Genomic DNA, 25,668 nt, shown 5'->3' with positions numbered 1-25,668 from the left:
GATTTAGATTACTTTGTAGCTACAGTTTCTGGATCGCCCAATTGCCATTGAACAATTTTAGGAGTAATAACACTTCCGTTTTTCAACAAAGAAGTACCTCCCATGGCTATCTTATCACCTGGTTTTAATCCTTCTTCAATAATATAACCGTTTTTAACAGAAGGACCTGGTTTTACAATCTGCATTTGAACTTTATTATCATTGCCCACTACATAAACCTGATAGATTCCTTGAACTTCGATAACAGCTCGTTGCGGAATTACAATGGCTTCTTTGCGAATATCGGTAAGCAAAGAGACTTTTACATATTGACCCGGACGAAGTAATTTATCAGGATTAGGAAATGCTGCTTCAAATGTGATAGCTCCCGTAGAAGGGTCGATTTGTCTGTCGGCAAAACTTACTTTTCCTTTTTCTGGATAGGCAGAACCGTCAGATAATTTTATAGTGACAATCGCGCCAGAGCCTTTTAAGGCAGAATTTGGTTTGCTAAATTCTCTAAAAAGGCGCAGAAATTCCTGTTCGCTTATAGTAAAGCGTACTCTTACGTCGCCAAGATCAGAAATGGTGTTTAAAATAGACATAGCACCAGGTCTTACATAATCACCAACGCGGACTTTAGAAATACCGATTAATCCTGAAATTGGGGCTAAAATTTGGCAATAACCCAATTCGATTTTAGCATTTTGTACAGAAGCATCGGAAGCTTTTATTTGAGCTAATGAAGCAGAATATGCTGATTTTGCCGAAACTAATTCGCGCTGGCTGACCGCATTCATTTTGGCCAGCGGAGTAATCATGTCCAAATCTGATTTGGTTTTAGATAATCTTGCCTGCGACTCTGCCGCAATTCCTTGCGCTTCGTTAAGTTTTGCTTTATATGGCAAAGGATCAATTGTATAAAGGACTTGTCCTTTCTTAACAAAACTTCCTTCTTTGAAATTCATACTTTCAATAATACCATCAACTCGTGGGTTAATTTGTATATCCGATTGACCAAAAGTCTGCCCCGTATATTCAGATTCTAAATTTACATCTTGCTGTAAAACTGTTGTAACTGAAATTTCTAATGGTTTGGGGCTTGGTGGTGTTTCTTTTTTGCAAGAAAACATCAAAAGACTTAGTAAGATTGCTGAGGAGTAGATTTTGTTCATTGTTAAATTCTTTTAGATAAAATTCATTAAATACAACTAATTAAAAACCAGTAAAGTGCATTAGCTAAGTTAGCGTTTTTTTGGTTAGGTGGTTAAATATTGTGCGAATTTTGTTAATTTTAGTTAAAATTACATCTATCTGTTTATCAGTTAATAATGCAAAGTCGGATGAAAGGCCATTTATTGCCGATAAACTGCATTTTTGTAAGAATAGATTATTCAATGAACAAGAAATAATAATTCAAAAACTTTTGTAATCATGTCAAAAAATAACAAGAAAAAACATCAAAAAGAAGATGATGATGATTTGAAAAAATTAAATAAAAAGGAATTATTACATCGGGCAAAAAAATTTTCTGAGCAATATTGTGTTGGAGATGATAAGAACTTCACATTAGAGGACAAACCAACTTCTTACTCTATGGAAGGAGATAAAACACAGGTTAGAAAAATATTAAAAATGGGAGTCAAAGCACTAGCTGCCATGCAGGATATTTTGTACGCACAAGATAAATGGTCGGTTCTTATTATTTTTCAAGCCATGGATGCAGCCGGAAAAGATGGCGCGATCAAACATGTCATGTCGGGTATAAATCCGCAAGGCTGTCAGGTTTCTTCTTTTAAAGGACCAAGCTCAGAAGAATTAGACCATGATTATTTATGGCGCTGCCAGAAACATCTTCCAGAAAGAGGCCGAATAGGAATTTTTAATCGCTCTTATTATGAAGAAGTATTAGTAGTTCGTGTTCATGAACAGATATTGAGAAGTCAAAAGATTCCTGAAAAATTGATTACTAAAGACATCTGGGAAGATCGTTTTGAAGATATTCGAAACTTTGAAAAATACCTTAATAGAAACGGAACGGTTGTTATTAAATTTTTTCTAAACCTTTCTAAAGAAGAACAAAAGAAAAGATTTATTGAAAGGGTTGACAATCCTGATAAAAATTGGAAATTTAGTGCAGCCGATGCCAAAGAAAGAGGCTATTGGAATGATTATATGCATGCGTATGAGGAATTAATTAAAAATACATCTACCAAAAAATCACCTTGGTACGTAATTCCTGCTGATGATAAATCGTATGCTCGAATTGCAATTGCTTCTGCAATAATTCATGCGTTAGACGAAATGGATTTGGAATATCCTAAAGTAAGTGCAGAAAAAATTGCTGAACTTAATGAGGTTAAAAAAGCATTGCTAGAAGAGAAAGAATAAGCTTTTGAATATGATTTCTAAACTTTTGCCCGCTGAAGACTGGATTAAAAATTATAAAAAGCAGGATCTCAAAAGAGATTTTATGGCAGGCGTAACTCTTGCTGCTTACGGAATTCCTGTATCTCTTGCCTATGCCACTCTTGCGGGATTGCCTCCTCAATATGGAGTTTATGGTTATCTCATTGGTGGAATATTTTATGCTTTGTTTGGAACCAGCCGACAGCTTGCCATAGGTCCAACATCTGCAATTTCTTTATTAGTAGGCACAACTATTGCAAGTATGGCAAATGGGAATGTAGAACGTTGGGCTGAGATTGCTTCTCTTACTGCATTAGTATTTTCAGGAATGGCGATTGTTGCCTATCTGTTGAGGTTAAGCGGGATCATTAATTTTATTAGCGAAACGGTTTTGGTTGGTTTCAAAGCAGGTGCGGCTATTACTATCGGTTTAACACAATTGCCGAAATTGTTTGGAGTTAAAGGAGGAGGAGATAATTTTTTAGAACGAATTGTCACTCTATTTCATCAAATTCCTGATATGAATACTACTGTTTTTATTTTTGGAATAATCGCTATTTCAATATTAATCATAGGAGAAAAGATAGCGCCGCAGTTTCCTGTTGCAATATTGATTGTCATTTTATCTATTATCCTTATTTCGGTTACCTCACTAAAATATGCCGAGTTTAATACGGTTGGAATTATTCCGACTGGGCTTCCTGAGTTTCATCTGCCTTCGCTCCGAATTCGAGATGTTGAAGGAGTTTTGCCGCTCGCGATGGCTTGTTTCTTATTGTCTTACATAGAAAGTGTTTCTGCTGGCCGGACATTGGCACAAAAATACGGGTATGTTATAGATCCGCGTCAGGAACTTCTGGCACTTGGAGTTGCTAATGCTGCTGTTTCATTGGGGCACGGTTATCCTGTTGCAGGAGGTTTGTCACAATCAGCTGTAAATGATGCTGCAGGCGCCAAAACACCGTTGTCGCTTTTATTTGCTTCAGGTGCAATTGCCTGCTGTCTTTTGTTTTTAACAGGATATCTTCAGAATCTTCCAACCGTAATTCTGGCTGCTATCGTTTTAGTTGCCATTAGAGGACTTTTTGATTGGAAAGAAATGAAACATCTCTATAAAATAAACAAACAAGAATTTGCTGTAGTAATGGTTGCACTTGCGGGAGTGCTTATTTGGGGAATCCTTGCAGGAGTTTTGTTAGCTACAATCGTGACCTTGCTGTTATTACTGAAAGCTGCATCAAAACCGCACGTAGCTTTTTTGGGCAGAATTCCAGGAACAAGAATTTACACCGATTTAAAGAGACATCCTGACAATGAGATAATAGAAAACATATTGATTGTTAGAGTTGAATCTTCCATATTTTATTTCAATGCAGAATATATAAAAGAACGAATCTTGGAAAAAATCTACAGCGAACAGGATTCTTTAAAAATAGTAATATTAGATCTCAATTCGTCTCCACGTATTGATATTGCTGGCGCACGTTTCTTAAAGAATTTATTTGTCGATTTACAAAAAAAGAATATTACCCTAAAAATTGCCGAAGCCCGCTCTGACGTTCGCGACAGTCTTCGGGCAGAAAATCTCGAAATTCTGTTTGGGCACATTAGCCGTTCTGTATCTGTAGACGATTTAGTGCAGCATGCTATACAGGATAATAGAAAATAAAAAGAAAGATTGTTGGGAGCAGAATTCTGTTTTTGATGTTAAAAAAATCAGATAATTAGGGCAAGATCATTTTTAATCTCAAAATAAACCCTAAATTTGCCGCAGATTTAGAGAAAAATCTAAAAACACATATATTCTTAACTTAAAACTGTTTATAGCATGCAACTGTATAACACTTTGAGCGCAGAAGAAAGAGCCATCATGATCGATGATGCAGGTAAACAACGACTAACGTTGTCTTTCTATGCGTATGCCAAAATTCAAGATCCACAAAAATTTCGTAATGACTTATTCGTAGCCTGGAATGCCCTAGATGCATTAGGACGAATTTATGTTGCCAATGAAGGGATAAATGCTCAAATGAGTATTCCTGCCGAAAATTTGGAGGCTTTTAGAACAACTCTTGAAGTTTATGATTTCATGAAAGGCATTCGTTTGAATGAAGCTGTAGAACATGATGACCATTCGTTTTTAAAATTGACAATCAAAGTGCGTCACAAAATCGTTGCAGACGGCTTAAACGACGACACTTTTGATGTTACCAATATAGGCGTTCACTTGAAAGCCAAAGAATTCAATGAGATTTTAGATGATCCGAACACGATTGTGGTTGATTTTAGAAATCATTACGAAAGTGAAGTAGGGCATTTTAAAAACGCCATCACTCCAGATGTTGAAACTTTTAGAGAGAGTTTGCCAATTATCAACGATCAGCTTAAAGATCACAAAGACGATAAAAATCTGGTAATGTACTGTACGGGAGGTATTCGTTGCGAAAAAGCAAGTGCTTACTTTAAACATCAAGGTTTCAAAAATGTTTATCAGTTAGAAGGCGGAATTATTAATTACGCTAAACAATTGAAAGAGGAAGGTTTAGAAAGTAAATTCATTGGTAAAAACTTTGTATTTGATAATCGTCTAGGCGAAAGAATTACAGATGATATCATTTCACAATGCCACCAATGCGGAAAACCTTGTGATAACCACACCAATTGCGAAAATGATGGTTGTCATTTATTGTTTATTCAATGTGATGATTGTAAAGCAGCAATGGAAAACTGCTGTTCAACAGAATGCTTGGATATCATACATATGCCTTTGGTTGACCAAGTTCGTCTAAGAACTGGAAAACAAGTTGGGAACAAAGTATTCAGAAAAGGTAAATCTGAAAACTTGAAATTCAAACATTCAGGAGAATTGCCAGAGACTGCTTTGGCAACGGCGCAAAAACCAGCTGATATCCGTCAGAAAGTAAAAGTAAAAAAAGTACTTCTTGGAAAAGCAGAACATTATTATGTAAAAGCACAAGTTGGACAATTCACTATAGAAAATCAAGAATTAAACAGTGGTGATAAAATCCTTATTTCTGGTCCAACTACAGGAGATCAGGAATTGGTTTTGAATAGGATCATTGTTAATGGAGCAGAAACTCAATCTGCTAAAATTGGTGATAAGGTAACTTTTGAGGTTCCTTTCCGTATTCGTTTATCAGATAAATTGTATAAAATTTTAAATTAGCGATTTTTAAAATCCTAATTTAAAATGTCGGAGCCGTATTTTTACCAAATTATAGATTCGTGCCATTTGGGCAACCAAAAATCAATATTAAATATAGCCCACGGTTTCAATCGTGGGTTATATTCATCTGTTACGAATAATTTTTAAAACATAGACTATGATATAAATCATAGGAATCTAATCTATACCCGCATTATTTTTGTCATTTGAATAATAAATCAAAAATGACGATTAACAATACAATTGAACTCATGGCTCCCGCTGGGAACTTTGAGTCGCTTCAAGCTGCTTTAGACAATGGATGTGATTCTGTATATTTTGGTGTTGAACAACTCAACATGCGTGCAAGATCGACCGTTAATTTTACTATTGAAGATTTAAAAGAAATAGCTAATCGATGTGAAGAAAAAAATGTTCGAAGCTATCTTACTTTAAACACCATTATTTACGATCACGATCTATCTGTCGTAAAAACATTATTGACAAAAGCTAAAGATGCTAATATTACTGCTGTAATTGCATCAGACCAAGCTGTAATTGCTATGGCAAGATCGATCGGAATGGAAGTTCATATTTCGACCCAATTGAATGTAACGAACATCGAAACCATTAGATTCTATAGTTTATTTGCAGATACGATGGTTTTAAGTCGTGAATTGAGTTTACGTCAAGTAAAGAAAATCACAGACCAAATTGAGAAAGAACAAATCAAAGGGCCGAACGGAAATTTAGTAGAAATCGAAATTTTTGGTCACGGAGCTTTGTGTATGGCAGTTTCAGGAAAATGTTATTTGAGTTTACATTCACATAATTCCTCTGCCAATCGTGGTGCCTGCAAACAAAATTGCCGAAAAAAATATACAGTTATCGATCAAGAAACAGGTTTCGAAATCGAATTGGATAACGAATACATGATGTCGCCAAAAGATTTATGTACTTTGGATTTCTTAGATCAAGTAATTGATTCTGGAATTCAGGTTTTAAAAATCGAAGGTCGAGGTCGTGCGCCAGAATATGTGGCAACGGTCATTAAAACCTATCGTGAAGCGATCGATGCGTATTACGAGGGCACTTTCTCAAAAGAGAAAACGGCAGTTTGGATGGAAGCTTTGAATACCGTTTACAATCGCGGTTTTTGGTCAGGATATTATTTGGGACAAGAATTAGGAGAATGGAGCGATATTCCTGGATCTGCGGCAACTCAAAAGAAAGTTTATGTTGGAAAAGGAACGCATTATTTCCCAAAAGCCGAAGTTGGACAATTCAAAATTGAAGCTTACGATATTAAAGTTGGAGATAAAATCTTGGTAACAGGACCAAGTACAGGAGCTCAGGAAATGATTATCGATGAAATGTTTGTGAATGATCTTACAGCAGAAAAAGCAACAAAAGGAGACGATTGTACTTTCAAGCTTCCGTTTAGAATCAGAATGTCAGACAAGCTATATAAAATCGTTGAGGCATAATGGTTATTATTACTTTACAGAGAGACAAATGCATTGGTTGTAATTATTGCGTCGAAATGGATCCAGTTCATTTTCAGATGTCGAAAAAAGACGGAAAATCGGTATTGCTTCATTCGCAGAATGCAAAAGGATTTTTCACTTTAAAATCTCCAAATCATGCCATTGTAGAAAGTTGTGAACTCGCTGCAAAAGCTTGTCCAGTGAAGATTATTACGGTTAAAGAAACATAGAATATATAAAAAAGAAAGAGCTGCAAAATAGACTGCACCCAAAAGTTTAGACAAATTAATAATTAAGTTTTATAATAATGAGCTCGATATTGTATCGGGCTCATTCCTTTTAGATTAAGTTTAATTCTGTCATTATTATAATAATTTATATACTCGATAATCTCTTTTTTCAATTGATTAATGGAAGTGTATTTTTTAAGATAAAACAACTCTGATTTTAATATTCCAAAGAAGTTTTCAATTATTGCATTATCAAGACAATTACCTTTTCTGGACATGCTTTGCATAATTCCTTTTTTCTTTAATAAATGCTGATATTGTGTCATTTGATACTGCCATCCTTGGTCAGAATGCAGAGTCAGATTAGTATTGTCCGGTATTTTTTTAAATGCTTTTTCAAGCATATTTAAAACTTGATTAAACACTGGTCTTTGCGATAAGTCATAGCTGATTATCTCTCCATTAAACAGATCGATTATCGGCGATAAGTATAATTTATTGCCAGAAACATTAAATTCAGTGACATCGGTTGCCCATTTCTGGTTAGGTATATCAGCCTTAAAATTGCGCTGTAGCAGATTAGGGGCTATCTTTCCCTGCTCTCCTTTATACGATCTGTACTTCTTGATTCTGATTAGACTTTTTAATCCTAAAAATTTCATCAATCGAAGCACTGTTTTGTGATTAATTAAAATCCCCTCTTTTTTGAGTAATAGAGTAATACGTCTATATCCTAATCTGCCCTTATGATAATTGTAAATCTGTTTAATTAAATCTTTTATCTCTTGATATTTATCGATTACCTGACCTTTCTTTTCATAGTAATAATACGTGCTTCTAACCATGTTCATACAATTTAGTAAAAGATCTAAATCATACTTATGCCTTAATTCCATTATGGTTTGAGCTTTTTGTTTTGATTGGCTTGCTCGGCTTGAACTAAGGCGTTGAACTTTTTTAGAATTTCGTTCTCAGCGCGCAGGTACTCTAACTCCTTTAAGAGTTCCTCTTCCCTGGTTAAAGGTTTGTCTGTTTTTCGTTGCTTTCTCTTAAAATTCATAACTGCTGGTCTGCCACGTGATTTAAGTTCTAAGCCTGCCAAATCATCTTTTGCATATTTTCTTTGCCAGCTTATTATGGTTGACTGCGCTGGAATTTTGAAAATCAAGCAGGCTTCATCCAAAGATAATGACTTATTTTGAATGGTTTGTATCACTTTTAATTTAAAGTCTACAGTATAAACTTTATTTTTCTGCCTTGGTAAAAGACCTTCAATTCCAAATTCATTATAGCGGCTAATCCAGCATGTAAGGTTGCTTTCAGCTATCTTGTTTGCTCTAGCTGTGCCTTTAACCGAGTTATGCCTTTTCATAACTTCTTCTACACAACGAAGTTTAAATTCACAATTGTACTTGACTTTTCTTTCCATAAAAATGCCCCCAAATAGTGTCTAACTTTTTGGGGGCAGTTCAAAACGCAGCTCTTTTTTATTAAAGCAATTTTATTCTTTAACCATATTTTTGAAAGTACTGTTTGATAAGACAGACAAGCTTCCTTCTTTAGAAGTTCCCTGCCAATCAGATAGTTTTCCGTTTACGTAAATTTTGATTCCAATGTCTGTGGCTCTTTCATAAATTATATATTTTATATTCCCACTATTAAATTCCAATTCGTAAACTGTATTTTGTTTTCGAAGTTTAAACCCTGCTTTATCTGCTTTTTCAGGAGTTGATGGGTGGGCAAACGAAACAAATTTATATTCATCATTTTGGCGAAATGCGTAATACAAAATACCGTTATGTTTAAATAAAATTATGCGCCCCTTACCATTTTTAGTATCAAAAGAAACTACTTTCTCTAGGTTAGGCTCGTATACAGATAAAGTAGAAAAAGAGATGAAATCACCACCTTTTCGCTTTTTGCCAGTTATTTTTAGAAACGGAAAAGAATATCCATCTTCCTCAAAAGTGCATTCTTCTTTAGCTTCCAAACCAGAAACGCTATAATAGGAACAAACATGAAGGGCTGCACCGCCGCTGCTTGAGGTTATAAGACGTTTGTTTTTAGCATCAATTTCAAATCCTCCACCTCTTACACAAAAGGAATTGTAATACAAGTCGCTAATACTATTGCTTAACACAAAAGAATTTGACATATTAATAAATATATACGCTGTTGCTTGCGGTGTATAACAACCTTCGTCGTCATTTTTCTCGTTGTTAAAAAGGATAACGTCGGTACGTCCGTCAAAGTTGACATCTCCTAAAACGCGAATATTACATTCAGGAATACTTTTGAATGTCGTGATTTTGGCTGTTTTGCTTAGTTCCGATTTAGAAAGTTGCTTAGAACCATATTCGAGTACCGTTTTCTTTGTTTGATTCTCTGTAAGCCTATAATATTCTTCTGTTTTCGAATTCTTAGTTTGTTTGGCAAAATACAAAGTATGGCCTTTCAAGAAATCATTAACGACATAAGCTTTTTGAGCATTTAAAATATAGGTTTGCGCAATTAGAAAAAAGACGAAGTAAAACTTTATTTTCATATTGTATTCAGAATAAGGTTCGTGAAATTATTCATCAAAAAGATGAAGTTCATCAAAATCTTTAATTTCAGATAATTTAAGAAGTTTTGTTCTTTTAATTTTACTTTCGCTTTTTTCAAAAACTTCATCCTCATCATAATTGTTTTCATTGATGTTATGATTTACAATCTTTTTTCGAGTCAGAAAATTGATGCTGGTTTCTGTAAGAACAATTGGTCCTCGATTACTGCTGGCATCATAACCAATTAGTTCAAAATCTGAATTTTGATATCTAAAAGTATACTGCCAATAACCGTATCTTCCATGAGCATAGTTTATGTATAATTTTCCGTCTTTTATTTCAAAGTCAAGTTCGGGAGCATAATAAACACCTCCTTCTTCATTTTCAGAAGAAAAGCTGTCATAGTTTTTAGCAGCCAGTACGTAGCCATTATTTTTGTTTAATAGAGCAATAATTCCTCTGCGGTTTCGGTCTAGTTCTCCACGATATTCGTGCTGAATGATTTTACTTTTATCAGTTCCTTTAATGATCAGAATATAATCTTCCAGTCCGTCTTTATTAAAATCTCCCTTAATAGTATCAAAAGGAACATATCCTTTCGGAATAAAATCTTCAGGTTTTTTCTTTATTTCGATTGAAGCTGTATCTTTTTCAAAAACTTCTGGAACAGTTGGAATTTCTGTAACCTGAGAAGATGCTGTTTTTTCTTTGGTTTTGTTGCAACTTGAAAATCCAGTAAATAGTAAAATAAGGACTGTAATAAGTAAATTTCTAATCATAATAGTTTTTTAGATTTCATAAGAAAAACACTCTTGTATCGTTCAAAATGTTTTGTAATCTTATCTTTTGTAATTTGGTTCGCTTAGCAAAATCGGTGTCGTATTGGCAAGAACCCATTTAGTTGCGAGTTCGCATAAAAAATTAAGTTCGTCGATTTCCCCGTCTCCATTTTTTCGAACATCTTTTATAATTAAAGCTGCTTTTGCCAATTCGTTATCAGACAATGAATTATTTGAGGACAAATGGATAAAAAAGGCATCTAACATTTTTTTAAAATCAATATTCCAATTCCCGCCGCCATTTCTATATATTTCATCGCGCACTTTTCCTGATATGCGCACGACTTCGCCTTGTATGGTTTTTGAACTGCCCTTTGACGGTATTAAAAGTTCCCATAGTTCTTCGAATTGTTTTTCCCAGGTTGTGCCACTTACAGAAATGGGAGACACGCCGTCGTGTAGAATACGTCTTTTTACAGGCGGAACATGAAACATTTCATAAAGTTGCTTTAATGCATGGTCTGTCTCTTCCAAATAATCTTTGTTGAAATTTTCCCTATGAAATTCAAAATCTTCTCCCCTTCGAACAACAGCATCTTTCATGGTTTGAGTTATTTCGACATCAGATTTTAAAAGTATTTTTGATATTTCGGCCAAGTTTTTAAGGTCGATGTTATTTGCTCTAACCAAAGCACGTTCCAAAGGAGTTTGTTTGTAGGTATTCAATGCATTGGTATCTGCTCCAGATGCTATCAGTTTTTGGACAGCATCAACATTAAAGCCACTTCCACTTGCAAAATGCAAAGGCGTATCTCCATAATTATCTCTTGCATGTATATTGGCACCGAGTGCTAATAAAGTTGAAACCTTACCAGTTCGTATCATCGCGTTTTGATGCAATGCAGTACGGTTATAAGTATCAACCGCTTCTATATCTGCGCCATTTTCTACTAGCCAGACTATAAGCTCATCGGGAATACCCCAAAAGCTTAACGCGGTTGTTTTTCCGTAACCGCCTCTTGCGTCCAATTCGCAGGTGTCAAATACAGCTTTCAAACCTTCAATGTCTTTCTTCTCGATTAATTCATTAAAATTTTTCGGAAGCGTTTTCTTTTTCTTTCCCATTCTTTTTGTTCCTTTTTAAAATCATTTGTCAAGAGATTTGATTTCAGACCCCAATTTTAGCATTAATGTTATGCTTTTCAACATATGCTTTTGCTGCATTCATCAGTTTTGTAAATTTTGCATCAATTTCACTTTGAGTTGAGGTGTCAAAATCTGAGATTGCTTTTTGTATTTGCTCTGGCGAAGCTTTTTCGTCTTTTAGTTTAGCAATCGGCAAATAACCTTCTTTTTGTTTGGCGATTGCATAAGAAAATAAATCTTTTGAAGCCTGAAGAAGTTCTTTGTTATCATCGTCTTCAGCAATATCTTTAATAGTTTGAAAACGTATTTCTAGATTGGTAATATCATATTTAAAAGCATCGTAGTAAGAAGAAGGAACCATCTTTTTTTGACTCTCATCATAAACTTGTGCTTCCGATTGCAGTTTTTCATTGATTTCTTTGCTTCCAAAACGAGACAATAAATTCGAATTTAAAGCAGCAATTTCAAAGGTTTTTTCTGGCGAAAGGTTGGTGCAAGATGTAGAAACTATGCTCGAGGCAATTAATACTAAAAATAGAGTCGTGGCATTTAAGATTTTTTTCATTTGTGAGTTTATTTATTATTTATCCTTTTAAAATTTTACTTTTTTCAATATCAAATTCTTCCGAAGTTAAAATTCCAGCATCTAAAAGTTCTTTTAAGTCTAATAATGCTTTTTTCTTTGTTTCCATCGAATTTGAAGTATCCGCTTTTGGAGCTTCGGTCTGCGGTGCAGTGTTTATTGGATTTACAGTAGTTCCAGAAGGAGCATATTTCAAAATCAACTCCGTAATTTCATTGAAACCTTTTACATTCGAATAGTCAATTGCTTTTTGTTCTTTTACATTTACGATTGAAGCATCGGCTTTGTTGTCCAATAGATATTTTACAACATCTTTCTTTCCGTTTGCAGCGCTGTAGTGAAGTGGCGTATTTCCAGATTCGTCTTGAATATTGATGTTTGCACCAGCTTCAATGAGGAGTTTTACCATACTCAGATTGCCTTTTTTGGTTGCAACATGTAGAAGACTTTCTCCTCCGTAAGTATAAGAGTTATTTAAGGTGAAACTAGATTCGTTAGAAATATTGGTTGCACTGACAATCCAATCTAGATAATCATTCATTGAAGAAGTATCACTGGTGACTGGTTTGCTGTAATTCACATCGACGCCATTTTCTAAAAACAATGCGACAATCTCCTTTTGATTATTCGCGCAAGCGTACCAAATAGGAGAGTGTCCATTATTACTTGAAGTAAATACGTCTGATCCTCTTTCAATCAATAATTTAGCCAACATTCTATTGGTTTCGTAGCATGCAATTAATAGCGCATTTTCCCCAGAATGATTCGTATGATTGATAGCCGCGCCATTGTCCAAGAGTAAAGTTACTATTGGCAATGACTTTCTATAACATGCGTAAAGTAATGGCGTATTACCTTGTTTATCGGTCACATTAATGTCGGCACCTTTATCTAAAAGCAATTGGATAATCTCACGGTTTAGTTTTGCAGAAGCCAATAATAGTGGAGTTTCTCCATTGTTATTCAATAAATTAACATCAATTCCTGCTTCAAGCAACTTTGTTGCGATATCGACCTGAGCAGTTTGTACGGTCAAGTGTAACAAGCTGTTACCGTTTTTATCGTTGATTTCAATTTTGGCGCCATTCTCCAACAAAAACAAAGCGGTCTGTTTTTGCTTTTGCAGACAAGCAAAGAATAAAGGCGTTTCTCCTGCATGATCTTCATAATCGATATCGGCTCCATCTTCAACTAATAGCTTCACAATATCCAGATATCCTCTGTGTGCGGCATAATGCAAGGCTGTTCTTCCTTTTTCGTCGGTATATTTTACCTCTACTTCTTTATTTTGAAGCAGTAATTCAGCTATTTTTCGATTGCCGTTTTCACAGGCAATTATAAATGACATTGACATAGAATTGTGATTTTAAATTTAGGCTTTCATTAAAAGCTCAACAGTTTTAACTTTCAAATTGTCTGTAGAAGCAAGCGCAAGAGCAGTTTCGTCTTTATCGTTTGTAATCTCTTTATCTGCGCCATTTTCAAGAAGCAATTTTACTTTCCTGTAAATTTCTTTTGCCGCTTCGGCATCATAATTCACATTATAGGCACAGACTTTATGCAAAATGGTATTGCCTTGATTGTCTTGTTCGTTAACATCAATTGCTCCGCTGTCTAGTGCTGATTTTAAAATACCCGATTTTTTCTCCGCTATATAATCGATGCCGGATTTCGGATTTCCATAATATTGAGCGCAGTGATTTAAGTCGGCACCATCAGATAATAACCTTTGGAAAGAATTGAGATCATTCTCCGAATCAGACATCATTCGGATAAACTCAGTCAGTAAAGTTCTTCCGTCTTTATTGATGCTGCTGAAATCTGCTGAAGAGGATTCGGCTAAAAGTTCGTACATCGGAATAGAAAACTGCTCACCAACAGCATAATAAAAAGAACTGTTTTCCTGATTGTCTTTTTCGTTAGGATCTGCTCCGTTTTCTAATAAGGTCGGAATGTATTCTTTTTTGTTTCTTTTTACAGCGTACATAAGCGGTGTTGTACCAACGACATTTTTCTCGTTGATATCAACCCCATTTTCAAGAAGTATTTTAATATATTCTTTGCCTTTTTCAGCATTTAAAGAATAATTGTTTACGATTTTATGAATTAGATTTTCCTGAGCGTTGTTTTGGTATTGCGCATTGCATCCAAAATCTTCAATTAAGCTTTTAATGACTTCTGGAACCGCTTCTTTTTCTATAAAATATCCCAATAAAGTCTGATCGCTGATTTCGTCATTAAAATTGTCGACTTTTGACATTATCTCTTTGAAGAAAGAAAGAGATTCTTCGTCATTTTTTATATTTCGAGAAAGTGGGTTGAATATCGATTTGTCAAAACTGTCCAATTCGTAAATATCGGTTTCAATAAAGTTGGCTTTTATTAGCCGTTCGATGAAATCAATTTCTTTAGCTTCAATAATTTTGGCAGCTATTTGAGAGAAATTGTTTTTAAGATACTGATCGTTAAAGTTTTCTCCGTTATTTAGGCATTCTCTGGCCTCGTCAAATTTTCCCTGAAAAAGGAAATTTTCAATCTGGTTTTGTGTTTGCATTCGAAATATATTTAAAATATGATTATAAGTTTTATTCGCAATTTTGGCTTGTAATTAGTGGCTTCACAAACATTGCTGTAAGATAAAACATAAAAATGAGAAATATATTTCAGGATAAAAATTAAAAACGGCTTTTTATGTTAAGAAATAGACCAAATAGAAATTTTAAGCTTTTTTTTCTTCTGATTTTTTGAAGAAAGTGAAAACGAGCTTAATAAATCATAAAACAAACACAATAAGTCTTTTATTTAGAGAAGAATAAAATATTTTGAGCAGAGAATTTTAAAAGGATTATTTTAAAAAATAGGGTCATTTTTTATTTAACAACCCTTTAGAACTAATCTATAAATAGCCAAATAAAAAAAATACTATCTTTACCGATCAAACGTTTATGAACTTAAGCTGCATTCTGGCAGCACTACATATATAATTATGGCATGTACAAGTTGTTCAACCTCAGATGGTGGCGCACCAAAAGGTTGTAAAAATAATGGGACTTGCGGCACCGATAGCTGCAATAAATTGACGGTTTTTGACTGGCTTTCGAACATGAGTCCGTCTAATGGAGAGGCGATTTTTGATTGTGTTGAGGTTCGTTTTAAAAACGGACGTAAGGAATTTTTTAGAAATTCAGAGAAATTAACTTTAAGTATTGGCGATATTGTAGCAACTGTTGCTTCGCCAGGACATGATATTGGAATTGTGACTCTTACAGGAGAATTGGTAAAGATTCAAATGAAGAAAAAAGGAGTGAATTACGAAAGTAATGAGGTTCCAAAAATTTATAGAAAAGCATCTCAAAAAGATATCGATATCTGGTCTGTAGCGCGTGATCGTGAGGAACCAATGAAGGTTCGTGCACGAGAATTGGCGATTCAGCACAAACTGGAAATGAAAATTTCGGATATTGAATTTCAAGGCGACGGATCAAAAGCGACTTTTTACTACACAGCAAACGATCGTGTCGATTTTAGAATGCTGATTAAGGATTTTGCTAAAGAATTCAGCACTAGAGTGGAGATGAAACAAGTTGGTTTCCGTCAGGAAGCGGCTCGTTTAGGAGGAGTTGGATCTTGCGGACGCGAACTTTGCTGTTCGACTTGGTTAACCGATTTCAGAAGTGTGAATACTTCTGCGGCTCGTTATCAGCAATTATCGTTGAATCCACAAAAATTAGCGGGACAATGTGGTAAATTAAAATGCTGTCTGAACTATGAGTTAGACACTTACATGGACGCATTAAAAGATTTTCCGGATTACGATACCAAACTAATCACAGAAAAAGGAGATGCTGTTTGCCAAAAACAAGATATTTTTAAAGGATTAATGTGGTTTGCGTATACAAACAACTTCGCAAACTGGCATGTTTTAAAAATTGATCAGGTAAAAGAAATCATTGCAGAAAATAAACAGAAAAACAAAGTTTCTTCTTTAGAAGATTTTGCTGTTGAAGTAGTTGCAGAGCCAGAAAAAGATTTCAATAATGCAATGGGTCAAGAAAGTTTAACTCGTTTTGATCAGCCAAAAAGAAAGAAAAAACCAAATCGCAAACGCAAGCAAAATGCAGAGACGGCTGCCGTTGCGACTCCAGCAAAACCACAGCAGGAGAAAAATGTAAACCACGCTAAACCAGCAGGAAATACTAATCCTAACAATGGTAATGCAAACAATGGCAACGCAAACAAACCAAACAATCAAAACAATCCAAATAAGCAAAATCATAAGAAAAAGCATAATTCGAATAAGAACAATCCGAATAAGCAAAATTCTAATGAAAACAAACCTGCTGAACCTAGAAAACCAATAACGAATACTAAAAATGAGAATAAAAAATAGCGGAATTCTTCTTTTGGTAGCTATACTTCTTTTTTCTTGTGATAAAAAAAGAGTATTTGATCAGTATAAATCTGTTGGAAGTGCTTGGCACAAAGACAGTATTGTAAGCTTTGATCTGCCAGTTTTAGATTCTACAAAAAAGTTCAACCTCTTTGTAAACATACGAGACAATAATAATTATCCGTTTAATAATTTATTTTTAATTGTTGCTCTTGAAACACCAAGCGGTTTTACAAAAGTGGATACATTAGAATACCAAATGGCAGAGCCAGATGGAACGTTGTTAGGAAATGGATTTTCTGACATAAAAGAAAGTAAACTTTATTACAAAGAAGATGTGAAGTTTACAGGGAAATACAAAGTTCACATCAAACAAGCGGTTAGACAATCGGGTAAAATCCCAGGTGTTGAAGCTTTGCAAGGAATTACAGACGTTGGTTTTAGAATAGAACAAAAAGATTAGATAAATAGTTATGGCTGCTAAAAAAAACAATCAATCCAAAAGCGTTAAGGATATTAATTATTACAAAAAGAAATTTTGGCGGGTTTTTGCCTACTCTTTATTAGGAGTTTTAGCCTTCTTCTTATTTGCTTCTTGGGGTTTATTTGGTTCTATGCCTTCATTTGAAGATTTAGAAAATCCAGATTCAAACCTTGCTACCGAAATTATCTCTTCTGATGGAGTTGTGATTGGTAAATATTTCAAAACCAATAGATCGCAACTTAAATATTCTGATTTGCCTAAAAATTTAGTTGAAGCACTTGTTGCAACTGAAGATGCACGTTTTTACGACCACTCAGGAATTGATGGGCGTGGAACTTTAAGAGCTGTTTTTAGTTTAGGAACAAATGGGGGTGCGAGTACATTGACACAACAGCTTGCAAAACAGTTGTTTCATGGTGAAGGATCGAAATTTTTGCCTTTTAGAGTTGTACAAAAAATAAAAGAATGGATTATTGCCATTCGTCTGGAAAGACAATATACAAAGAACGAAATCTTAGCGATGTATTGCAACGTTTATGATTTCGGAAATTATTCTGTTGGAGTAAGTTCTGCCGCTCAGACTTATTTCTCAAAAGAGCCAAAAGACTTGACAATTGACGAATCTGCTATTTTGGTCGGAATGTTCAAAAATTCAGGTTTGTACAATCCGGTAAGAAATCCGCAGGGCGTAAAAAACCGTCGTAATGTGGTTTTGTCGCAAATGGCAAAAGCAAAAATGATTTCGGAAGCTGAAAAAGAAAGACTTCAAGCGCTTCCAATTACGCTGAAATTTAAATTGGAAAGCCACCGTGAAGGTATCGCTACTTATTTCAGAGAATATCTTCGCGATTACATGAAAAAATGGGTTGCTGAAAACAAAAAGCCTGATGGATCTGATTACGATATTTACAAAGATGGTCTTAAGATTTATACTACTATAGATTCTAGAATGCAAACCTACGCTGAAGAAGCGGTTGCTGCGCACATGCAAAACCTTCAACAGCAGTTTTTTATTGATCAAAAAAACAATAAAAATGCTCCTTTCGTAAATATTACACAAGCTGAGACAGATAGAATCATCATGCAAGCCATGAAAAATTCTGTTCGTTGGGCTCAGATGAAAGATATGGATAAAAGCGAGGAAGATATCATTGCATCATTCAAAGTAAAAACTAAAATGCGTGTCTTTACTTGGAAAGGTGAAAGAGATACCACTATGACACCACTGGATTCTATTCGTTACTACAAGCACTTTTTGCAATCTGGTTTAATGTCTATGGAACCTCAAACAGGAGCAATTAAAGCTTGGGTTGGAGGAATCAATTACAAATATTTCCAATACGATCACGTAGGGCAGGGAGCAAGACAGGTAGGTTCTACTTTCAAGCCTTTTGTTTATGCAACGGCAATCGAAGAATTAAATATGTCGCCATGTGATTCTATTCTTGATGGACCTTTCATGATCCATAAAGGACGTCACCACGTAACAGAAGACTGGGAACCAAGAAACTCAGATTACAGATACCGCGGAATGGTAACTTTAAAACAAGCCTTGGCAGCTTCTATCAATACAGTTTCGGCTAAATTAATTGATAGAACAAGTCCAGAAGCAGTTGTAGAATTAACTAAAAAATTAGGAGTAAAAACAGAAATTCCAGTTCAGCCTTCAATTGCACTAGGTGCGGTAGATATTACAGTTGAAGATATGGTTGCGGCGTATAGTACATTTGCGAACCAAGGAGTTTATGTAAAACCACAGTTTTTAAGCAGAATTGAAAACAAAAGCGGAGAGGTTATTTACGAACCAATTCCAGAGTCTCACGACGTTTTAAATAAAGATATTGCCTTTGCGGTAATCAAATTGCTTCAAGGGGTTACAGAAAGTGGTTCTGGTGTGCGTTTACGTACTCAGGGCGGCGGAAGTGGAGATAATCGTTGGACAGGATATCCATACATGTTTACAAACCCAATTGCAGGTAAAACAGGAACAACGCAAAACCAGTCTGATGGTTGGTTTATGGGAATGGTTCCGAACTTGGTAACTGGAGTTTGGGTTGGATGTGAAGATCGTTCAGCACGTTTCAAAAGTTTGACTTACGGACAAGGAGCAACTGCAGCTTTGCCTGTTTGGGGGTATTACATGAAAAAGTGTTATGCTGATAAAAGCCTTCAGGTTTCTAAAGGCGAGTTTGAACGTCCAGCAAACCTTTCTATAAAAGTAGACTGTTACGCTAGGCCAGTTATAGTGAAAGATACCACACAGACCGAACAAAATACAGATGAATTTGAATTGTAACATTGTTGCAATAAATCTTATCTAATTATATATCAATCCCTTTACCAGTCTTGTAGAAGATTTGTAAAGGGATTTTTCTTTTCGTTTTATTTTTACGAAATCGTTATAATTTCACCTAAAAATCTTATTTTTATCAAAAATATTCAGCAATAAAGATAGTTTGTTATGATAACAAAAAAAGTAAATAGCGTTCATGAAGCTATTGAAGGAATCGATAGCGGTATGACCATTATGTTTGGTGGTTTCGGATTATGTGGTATTCCTGAAAATACAATTGCAGCTTTGGTAAATACATCCATTTCAGATTTAACCTGTATTTCCAACAATGCTGGTGTAGACGATTTTGGTTTAGGATTGTTGTTGCAGAAAAAGCAGATCAAAAAAATGATTTCTTCTTATGTGGGAGAAAACGCCGAATTCGAACGTCAGATGCTTTCGGGAGAATTAGAAGTTGAATTGACGCCTCAAGGAACTTTGGCAGAACGCTGTCGTGCGGCTCAGGCTGGAATTCCTGCTTTCTTTACACCAGCAGGTTACGGAACTGAAGTTGCTGAAGGAAAAGAAGCACGCGAGTTTAATGGAAAAATGCATATTATGGAAGAAGCTTTTAAAGCCGATTTTTCTATTGTAAAAGCTTGGAAAGGCGATGAAGCCGGAAATCTGATTTTCAAAGGAACAGCCAAAAACTTCAATGCTTGTATGGCGGGTGCAGGAAAGATCACAATTGCAGAAGTAGAAGAGTTGGTTCCTGTTGGCACATTAGACCCCAATCAAATTCATATTCCTGGAATTATGGTACAGCGTATCTTTCAAGGAGAAAAATTTGAAAAGAGAATTGAGCAACGCACAGTAAGAGCTAGAAATTAGATAATTAGAAAATGAGGTAATTAGATAATTAATTTAGATTGTGTATAGAATTATCTTATTATCAAATTGACTAATTGACACATTAAAAAGATACATTAAAACTATGGCACTTAGTAAAGAAGATATAGCAAAGCGAATTGCAAAAGAAGTAAAAGACCGTTATTTCGTAAATCTTGGAATTGGGATTCCGACTTTGGTCGCAAATTATGTTCGAGAGGATATAGCGGTTGAATTCCAAAGTGAAAATGGAGTTCTCGGAATGGGGCCTTTTCCTTTTGAAGGAGAAGAAGATGCGGATGTGATCAATGCAGGAAAACAAACCATTACAACACTTCCGGGTGCAAGTTTCTTTGATTCAGCTTTCAGTTTTGGAATGATTCGTAGCCAAAAAGTAGATTTGACAATCTTAGGAGCAATGGAGGTTTCTGAAAACGGAGACATCGCAAACTGGAAAATTCCAGGTAAAATGGTAAAAGGAATGGGAGGCGCAATGGATTTGGTGGCTTCTGCCGAAAATATCATCGTTGCCATGATGCACGTAAACAAAGCAGGAGAGTCAAAAATCTTAAAAAGATGTACTTTGCCATTAACTGGTGTAGGATGCGTTAAAAAGGTTGTAACTGAGCTTGCGGTTCTAGAAGTAACTGAAAAAGGTTTTAAGCTCTTAGAACGAGCGCCAGGTGTCTCAGTCGAGCACATCATCGCCTCAACCGAAGCCGATTTGATTATTGAAGGAGAAATTCCTGAGATGGATATCAGCTAAAAAAATTTTTTTTTCTAAAAAACCGATCAAGGCCAGCTTTTAAAAGAGCTGGCCTTTTTTGTAGGAATTAATTAAAGGATTTACAGTTATTGATTTTAATAAACTATAGTAGATTCAAAACTTATTTTTAAATATAAACAACTACTAATCAGTCAAATAATTGTTTTTTGAGCTATTTTCTTACGAAATCAATATGGTTTGTTACATAAAAATGGAATTAATGTAAAAAATGTTGCTTTTAATCGATTAAAGACATATTTAATCGATTATATAACATAAATAAAATATTTTTACACAAAAATAAAGTATTTACCTACATTAAATATTTTGTTTGTAATCCATTTAACCAAAATTAAATACCACATTATTATGGAAAGAAAATTACCTAAGATTATGGCGTCAGCCGTTATTATTCTTACATTTTCAGCACCTGTATTTGCTCAGAATACAGACAAGCGGATAAATCAGAAAAATTTATCAGAAAATGGACAACCGAGTCTAATCACTTTTAGTGATAAATCTACTTACAAGGGAACAGATTACAATACTGTTTTTAAAGAGCAACTTGGACTAAAGGATAACCAATCTTTTTTGAAAGTTAAAACCGAATCAGACAGAGAGGGGTTTACTCATGAAAAGTTTCAGTTGTATGAACAAGGAATTAAAGTAGAATTTGCCAATTATACGTTACATTCTAAAGAAGGCAAATTAGTTTCTATGAATGGTGAGTTTTATGCTTTTAAAAATGTAAAAACTACTCCGAAATTATCAAGTCAGGATGCATTTGCTAAAGCGATTGCTTACACGGGAGCAAAAGAATACTTATGGGAAAAACCCAAAGATGCTGCTGCAATGGATTATGAAAAACCAAAAGGGGAGTTGGTTTTATTACCAGATATGGAAGAACAAGGGCAGGATAGAAAATCAGACAAAGTTCGATTGGCTTATAAGTTTGATATCTATGCTACGAATCCGTTGAGCAGAGGTGATCTCTATATCGACGCTGAAACTGGAAAAGTTTTGTTTTATAATGCTACAATAAAACACCTTGGAGAATATAGTCACGGAGGGAAATTGGAATCTGCGAAAGCAAAGCAAAAGGAAATATCTAATGCAAAAGCTGTAATTGTTTCGGCAAATGCAGCAACACGTTACAGCGGAACTCAGACCATTCAGACTACTCTAAGTGGATCTTCTTATATTTTATCTGATGGAACTCGCGGAAATGGAATTCAAACTTATAATTCTGCCAGAACAGCGACATACCCAACAACCAATTTCACAGATGCTGACAATAACTGGACAGCTGCTGAGTATAATAATACAAATAAAGATAATGGAGCATTAGATGCACATTGGGGTGCTGAAATGACATATGATTATTGGTCTGCTGTTCATGGAAGAAACAGTTATGACAATGCTGGAGCAAAAATTAGAAGTTATGTTCACTACAATTTAGTAGCTGCTGGATATCCAAATAACAATAATGCATTCTGGAACGGAAGCGTTATGACCTATGGTGACGGAACAGGAACTGGAGGATTTGATATCTTGACGTCAATAGATGTTGCTGGACATGAAATTGGACATGCGGTTTGTACTTATACAGCAAATCTTGCTTATCAAAAAGAATCAGGAGCAATGAATGAGGGTTTCTCTGATATTTGGGGAGCTTGTATCGAATATCGTGCTGCACCAACAAAATCGACATGGTTAGTGGGAGAAGATATTGAAAGAAGATCAGGGCATCTTGCTTTGCGTTCTATGAGTAATCCAAAATCTGAAGGGCAGCCAGATACTTATGGAGGAACTAATTGGGTGAGCCAAAGCTGTACACCCACTAGTAGTAATGATTATTGTGGCGTTCATACCAATTCGGGAGTTCTGAATCATTGGTTTTATATTTTATCAGTTGGTAAATCAGGAACAAATGATATTGGAAGCACCTATAATGTGACTGGTATAACTATCGATAAAGCGGCAAAAATTGCCTATCGTTTAGAAAGTGTGTATTTAACCGCAAATTCTACTTATGCAAATGCAAGGACATCAGGAATACAATCTGCAATAGATTTGTATGGTGCAGGTTCGGCTGAAGTTATAGCAACAACCAATGCTTTTTATGCAGTAGGTATTGGCCCAGCTTATGTAGGATCTAGTGATACTGTTGCGCCTACAGCTCCAACAAGTCTTGCAGCTTCGGGTACTACGGGAACAACAACTAATTTATCGTGGACAGCCTCAACAGATAATGTAGCTGTTACAGGGTATGATATTTACCAAGGAACAACATTAAAAGGTTCGTCTGCAACAACAAGTTATACCGTAACTGGTTTAACAGCATTAACAGCTTATAGTTTTAGTGTAAAAGCTAAAGATGCAGCAGGAAATGTTTCGACAGCGAGTAATACAGTAAATGTTACAACTACTTCTGCGGGATTAACATATTGTACATCTCAGGGTAATAGTACGGCAGACGAAAGAATTGGTAAAGTTGTATTTGGAACAATCAATAATACATCTACAGGAACAGCGGGTTATGAAAATTACACCTCAATTTCGACAAATGCAACAAGAGGAACTGCATATACAATTGCGATCACACCGAGCTGGACATCTACAGTTTACAGTGAAGGATATGCTGTATTTATAGATTATAATCAAGATGGTGATTTTGCCGATTCTGGTGAAACGGTTTGGACAAAAGCGACATCAACAGCAACTTCGGCATCTGGAACTATTACAATTCCAGCAACGGCAACTCTTGGGACAACAAGACTTAGAGTTTCTATGAAATACAATGGAGTTCCAACATCTTGCGAAAGTTTTTCTTATGGACAAGTTGAAGATTATTCGATAAACATAACAGCTTCAGGAGCAATTGTGAATGAAGAACTTGTTGCGGGATTGATAGAGACTAATGAAAATTCTGAATTTGTATTATATCCAAATCCTGTTACAAATGAGCTAAATGTCTCATTCTTAAATAATAAAGGATATACATTTAGAATTACAAATGTTTTAGGTCAACAAATTAGTAAAGGTGAACTTTCTGAAAGCCCTATAGATGTAAGTCTATTAAGTACAGGAGTTTACATTATAGAATTGAACAACGGTACAAAAAGAATCGTTAAGAAATTCGCTAAAAAATAAAATAATAACTATAAAAAAGTAAAAAACCGCCTACTTGGGCGGTTTTTCTTTTTTCAAAATCTTAGAAACTTTAAAAACTATAAATTAAATGAAGCTCCTAAACTAAAAGTAGCTTGATTATTCAAATGATAAAAAGGATCATTGTTTGAACCGTATTTTGCAATTGGGAATCCGATTTCTGTGAAAACACCAAATCCATCTGTAAAGAAATATCGACCACCAACGTGTCCGCCGAAATTATGTAAACCTAAGCTTAATCCAGGGTAAACGTCCAATTCTTTTACACCAATTACGCTAGATAAGTTAGCATTGATTCTTGCTTTTGCATCAAAACGATCTGAGAAATCTGGCTCAGCATCACGGTAAGGATTTGTGCTGCCGTGGTAGAAACCGTTAAAATTATCAAACCCTAGTATGTAGTTAGCAACAAAACCAAAAGAGAAATTTTCTCCTAAACCAAAATCAACAGAACCTTGAATTCCAGAACCACCATCTTGTAAATTAGCTCCTACGTTTACTTTAATATCTCCCTTTCCTTTAAAAGCTTCTTGAGCATTAACAAATCCGAATGTAACTAAAAATACAAGTGTAATAACCTTTTTCATAAAAATTTAATATTAATTATTTGGGCAGCAAATGTAAAATTTAAATAAATTAATTCCTACCTTTTTCGTTAAAATAGAGTTCGTTCAGTGGTTCACTTTGCCAGTATTCCTTAGTATCAACATCTAAAATCGTAAGCGGACCTCTAAATGCTGCGCCTGTATCTACATTCCAGACACAAGCTCTGTTTACAGGAACCGTTTCTCCAATTCGGGTAACGGGTGTGTGACCAATATAAACTTCCTTATAAACGGTAAATCTTTTCGGATAGTGTAAATCGTCTTCTTTTAATTTTGGGTCTAATGAAAGTGCTGTTTCCCAAAGGGTTCTATCCCAGTAAAATAGTTTAGAAAAATATTCCCATTTTACACCATTCAAATTAGTGAAGCCTGCATGAACAAACAAACGATTGTGATCGTCAAGATAAAAATCCTGAAGATTTTCTAGAAATTCGATATGCGCTTTCTTTTTCTCTTCAGAAATTTTAGCATAACCTTCAACCGTAGCTTTTCCGCCATGTTTGTACCACATTTCTTCATCAAAATCATCATGTCTGTTTTCGAGCCAGTCCAAAGCCAGCTGATCATGATTTCCTCGTATGCAGATGCAGTTTTGTTTGCTTTTTAAATCAATCAAATAGTCGATTACTTCAACAGACTGACTCCAGCCGTCAACATAATCGCCCAAAAAAATTAGAGTATCTTCTGTGGTAACGTTGGCTCTCTCTAGTACTTGTTCAAGTGCAAGTAATCCGCCATGAATGTCACCTATAACAAATGTTCGCATT

Annotated in this window: 21 protein-coding genes; 11 read left to right on the top strand and 10 right to left on the bottom strand. The window is 35.1% G+C overall.

The window, feature by feature from the left end; translation table 11 throughout:
• Nucleotides 1-8 precede the first annotated feature (8 nt).
• Nucleotides 9-1,154: an efflux RND transporter periplasmic adaptor subunit gene (locus QLQ95_RS07860; protein WP_482503318.1), complete on the bottom strand. Its 1,146-nt coding sequence runs from the start codon at nt 1,152-1,154 to the stop codon at nt 9-11.
• A gap of 259 nt (nt 1,155-1,413) precedes the next feature.
• Between QLQ95_RS07860 and QLQ95_RS07855 the strand changes: the two genes are divergently transcribed.
• The 5 genes from QLQ95_RS07855 (at nt 1,414) to QLQ95_RS07835 (ending at nt 7,271) form a co-directional block, all read left to right on the top strand.
• The gene (locus QLQ95_RS07855) at nt 1,414-2,370 is read left to right on the top strand and encodes a polyphosphate kinase 2 family protein (protein ID WP_172426913.1); all 957 of its coding nucleotides are present in this window, start codon (nt 1,414-1,416) and stop codon (nt 2,368-2,370) included.
• 10 nt (nt 2,371-2,380) lie between these two features.
• Nucleotides 2,381-4,057: a SulP family inorganic anion transporter gene (locus QLQ95_RS07850; RefSeq protein ID WP_482503316.1), complete on the top strand. Its 1,677-nt coding sequence runs from the start codon at nt 2,381-2,383 to the stop codon at nt 4,055-4,057.
• A 159-nt stretch (nt 4,058-4,216) separates the two neighbouring features.
• Entirely contained in the window at nt 4,217-5,575 is a 1,359-nt protein-coding gene (gene trhO / locus QLQ95_RS07845) for an oxygen-dependent tRNA uridine(34) hydroxylase TrhO (protein WP_482503314.1), read from the top strand.
• Between the two features lie 224 nt (nt 5,576-5,799).
• Entirely contained in the window at nt 5,800-7,041 is a 1,242-nt protein-coding gene (locus tag QLQ95_RS07840) for a peptidase U32 family protein (protein WP_482503312.1), read from the top strand.
• Nucleotides 7,041-7,271, top strand: coding sequence for a ferredoxin (locus QLQ95_RS07835; protein ID WP_039118414.1), 231 nt, complete (start codon nt 7,041-7,043; stop codon nt 7,269-7,271). Before QLQ95_RS07840 ends, QLQ95_RS07835 begins: the two co-directional genes overlap by 1 nt.
• A 62-nt stretch (nt 7,272-7,333) precedes the next feature.
• On the opposite strand, the gene QLQ95_RS07830 is transcribed toward QLQ95_RS07835, so the two are convergent.
• The 7 genes from QLQ95_RS07830 to QLQ95_RS07800 form a co-directional block, all read right to left on the bottom strand.
• Nucleotides 7,334-8,700 (bottom strand): IS3 family transposase gene (locus QLQ95_RS07830; RefSeq protein ID WP_414655674.1). Its coding sequence is split into 2 segments (ribosomal slippage): nt 7,334-8,232 and nt 8,232-8,700, totalling 1,368 coding nucleotides; the frame shifts between segments, so codons are not numbered across the junction.
• A gap of 72 nt (nt 8,701-8,772) precedes the next feature.
• Entirely contained in the window at nt 8,773-9,816 is a 1,044-nt protein-coding gene (locus QLQ95_RS07825; protein WP_482503310.1) for an XAC2610-related protein, read from the bottom strand.
• A 27-nt stretch (nt 9,817-9,843) separates the two neighbouring features.
• On the bottom strand, nt 9,844-10,596 hold the full coding sequence (locus QLQ95_RS07820; protein ID WP_482503308.1) for a hypothetical protein: 753 nt from the start codon (nt 10,594-10,596) through the stop codon (nt 9,844-9,846).
• Nucleotides 10,597-10,656: 60 nt separating this feature from the next.
• Nucleotides 10,657-11,721: an ankyrin repeat domain-containing protein gene (locus tag QLQ95_RS07815; protein ID WP_095930244.1), complete on the bottom strand. Its 1,065-nt coding sequence runs from the start codon at nt 11,719-11,721 to the stop codon at nt 10,657-10,659.
• A 43-nt stretch (nt 11,722-11,764) separates the two neighbouring features.
• Complete coding sequence (locus QLQ95_RS07810) at nt 11,765-12,307, bottom strand: hypothetical protein (protein ID WP_095930245.1); 543 nt, start codon at nt 12,305-12,307, stop codon at nt 11,765-11,767.
• A 19-nt stretch (nt 12,308-12,326) separates the two neighbouring features.
• Nucleotides 12,327-13,673: an ankyrin repeat domain-containing protein gene (locus tag QLQ95_RS07805; protein ID WP_320493520.1), complete on the bottom strand. Its 1,347-nt coding sequence runs from the start codon at nt 13,671-13,673 to the stop codon at nt 12,327-12,329.
• A gap of 24 nt (nt 13,674-13,697) precedes the next feature.
• A complete protein-coding gene (locus tag QLQ95_RS07800) occupies nt 13,698-14,879 on the bottom strand; it encodes an ankyrin repeat domain-containing protein (RefSeq protein WP_482503305.1) in 1,182 nt (393 codons plus the stop codon).
• A gap of 432 nt (nt 14,880-15,311) precedes the next feature.
• On the opposite strand from QLQ95_RS07800, the gene QLQ95_RS07795 reads away from it, so the two are divergent.
• The 6 genes from QLQ95_RS07795 (at nt 15,312) to QLQ95_RS07770 (ending at nt 24,278) form a co-directional block, all read left to right on the top strand.
• Nucleotides 15,312-16,715, top strand: a complete 1,404-nt coding sequence (locus QLQ95_RS07795) for a PSP1 domain-containing protein (RefSeq protein WP_482503304.1) — start codon at nt 15,312-15,314, stop codon at nt 16,713-16,715.
• The gene (locus QLQ95_RS07790; protein ID WP_095930250.1) at nt 16,699-17,178 is read left to right on the top strand and encodes a gliding motility lipoprotein GldH; all 480 of its coding nucleotides are present in this window, start codon (nt 16,699-16,701) and stop codon (nt 17,176-17,178) included. The genes QLQ95_RS07795 and QLQ95_RS07790 overlap by 17 nt, the downstream gene beginning before the upstream one ends.
• A 10-nt stretch (nt 17,179-17,188) precedes the next feature.
• Nucleotides 17,189-19,495 carry a penicillin-binding protein 1A gene (locus QLQ95_RS07785; protein WP_482503301.1) on the top strand — a complete coding sequence of 769 codons (2,307 nt, stop codon included), beginning with the start codon at nt 17,189-17,191 and terminating at the stop codon, nt 19,493-19,495.
• Between the two features lie 165 nt (nt 19,496-19,660).
• Nucleotides 19,661-20,362 (top strand): CoA transferase subunit A, encoded by a 702-nt coding sequence (locus QLQ95_RS07780; RefSeq protein WP_482503300.1) that lies wholly within the window; start codon nt 19,661-19,663, stop codon nt 20,360-20,362.
• 103 nt (nt 20,363-20,465) lie between these two features.
• Nucleotides 20,466-21,125: a CoA transferase subunit B gene (locus QLQ95_RS07775; protein WP_320493515.1), complete on the top strand. Its 660-nt coding sequence runs from the start codon at nt 20,466-20,468 to the stop codon at nt 21,123-21,125.
• A gap of 369 nt (nt 21,126-21,494) precedes the next feature.
• Entirely contained in the window at nt 21,495-24,278 is a 2,784-nt protein-coding gene (locus tag QLQ95_RS07770; protein WP_482503298.1) for a M4 family metallopeptidase, read from the top strand.
• A 77-nt stretch (nt 24,279-24,355) separates the two neighbouring features.
• On the opposite strand, the gene QLQ95_RS07765 is transcribed toward QLQ95_RS07770, so the two are convergent.
• Both QLQ95_RS07765 and QLQ95_RS07760 read right to left on the bottom strand, forming a co-directional pair.
• On the bottom strand, nt 24,356-24,883 hold the full coding sequence (locus tag QLQ95_RS07765; RefSeq protein ID WP_250834747.1) for a DUF6646 family protein: 528 nt from the start codon (nt 24,881-24,883) through the stop codon (nt 24,356-24,358).
• A gap of 49 nt (nt 24,884-24,932) precedes the next feature.
• The gene (locus tag QLQ95_RS07760; protein WP_095930257.1) at nt 24,933-25,667 is read right to left on the bottom strand and encodes a metallophosphoesterase family protein; all 735 of its coding nucleotides are present in this window, start codon (nt 25,665-25,667) and stop codon (nt 24,933-24,935) included.
• Nucleotide 25,668: the final 1 nt, after the last annotated feature.

Source organism: Flavobacterium sp. B330r, from assembly GCF_056824325.1.
This window is presented reverse-complemented; position numbering and strand designations above follow the sequence as displayed.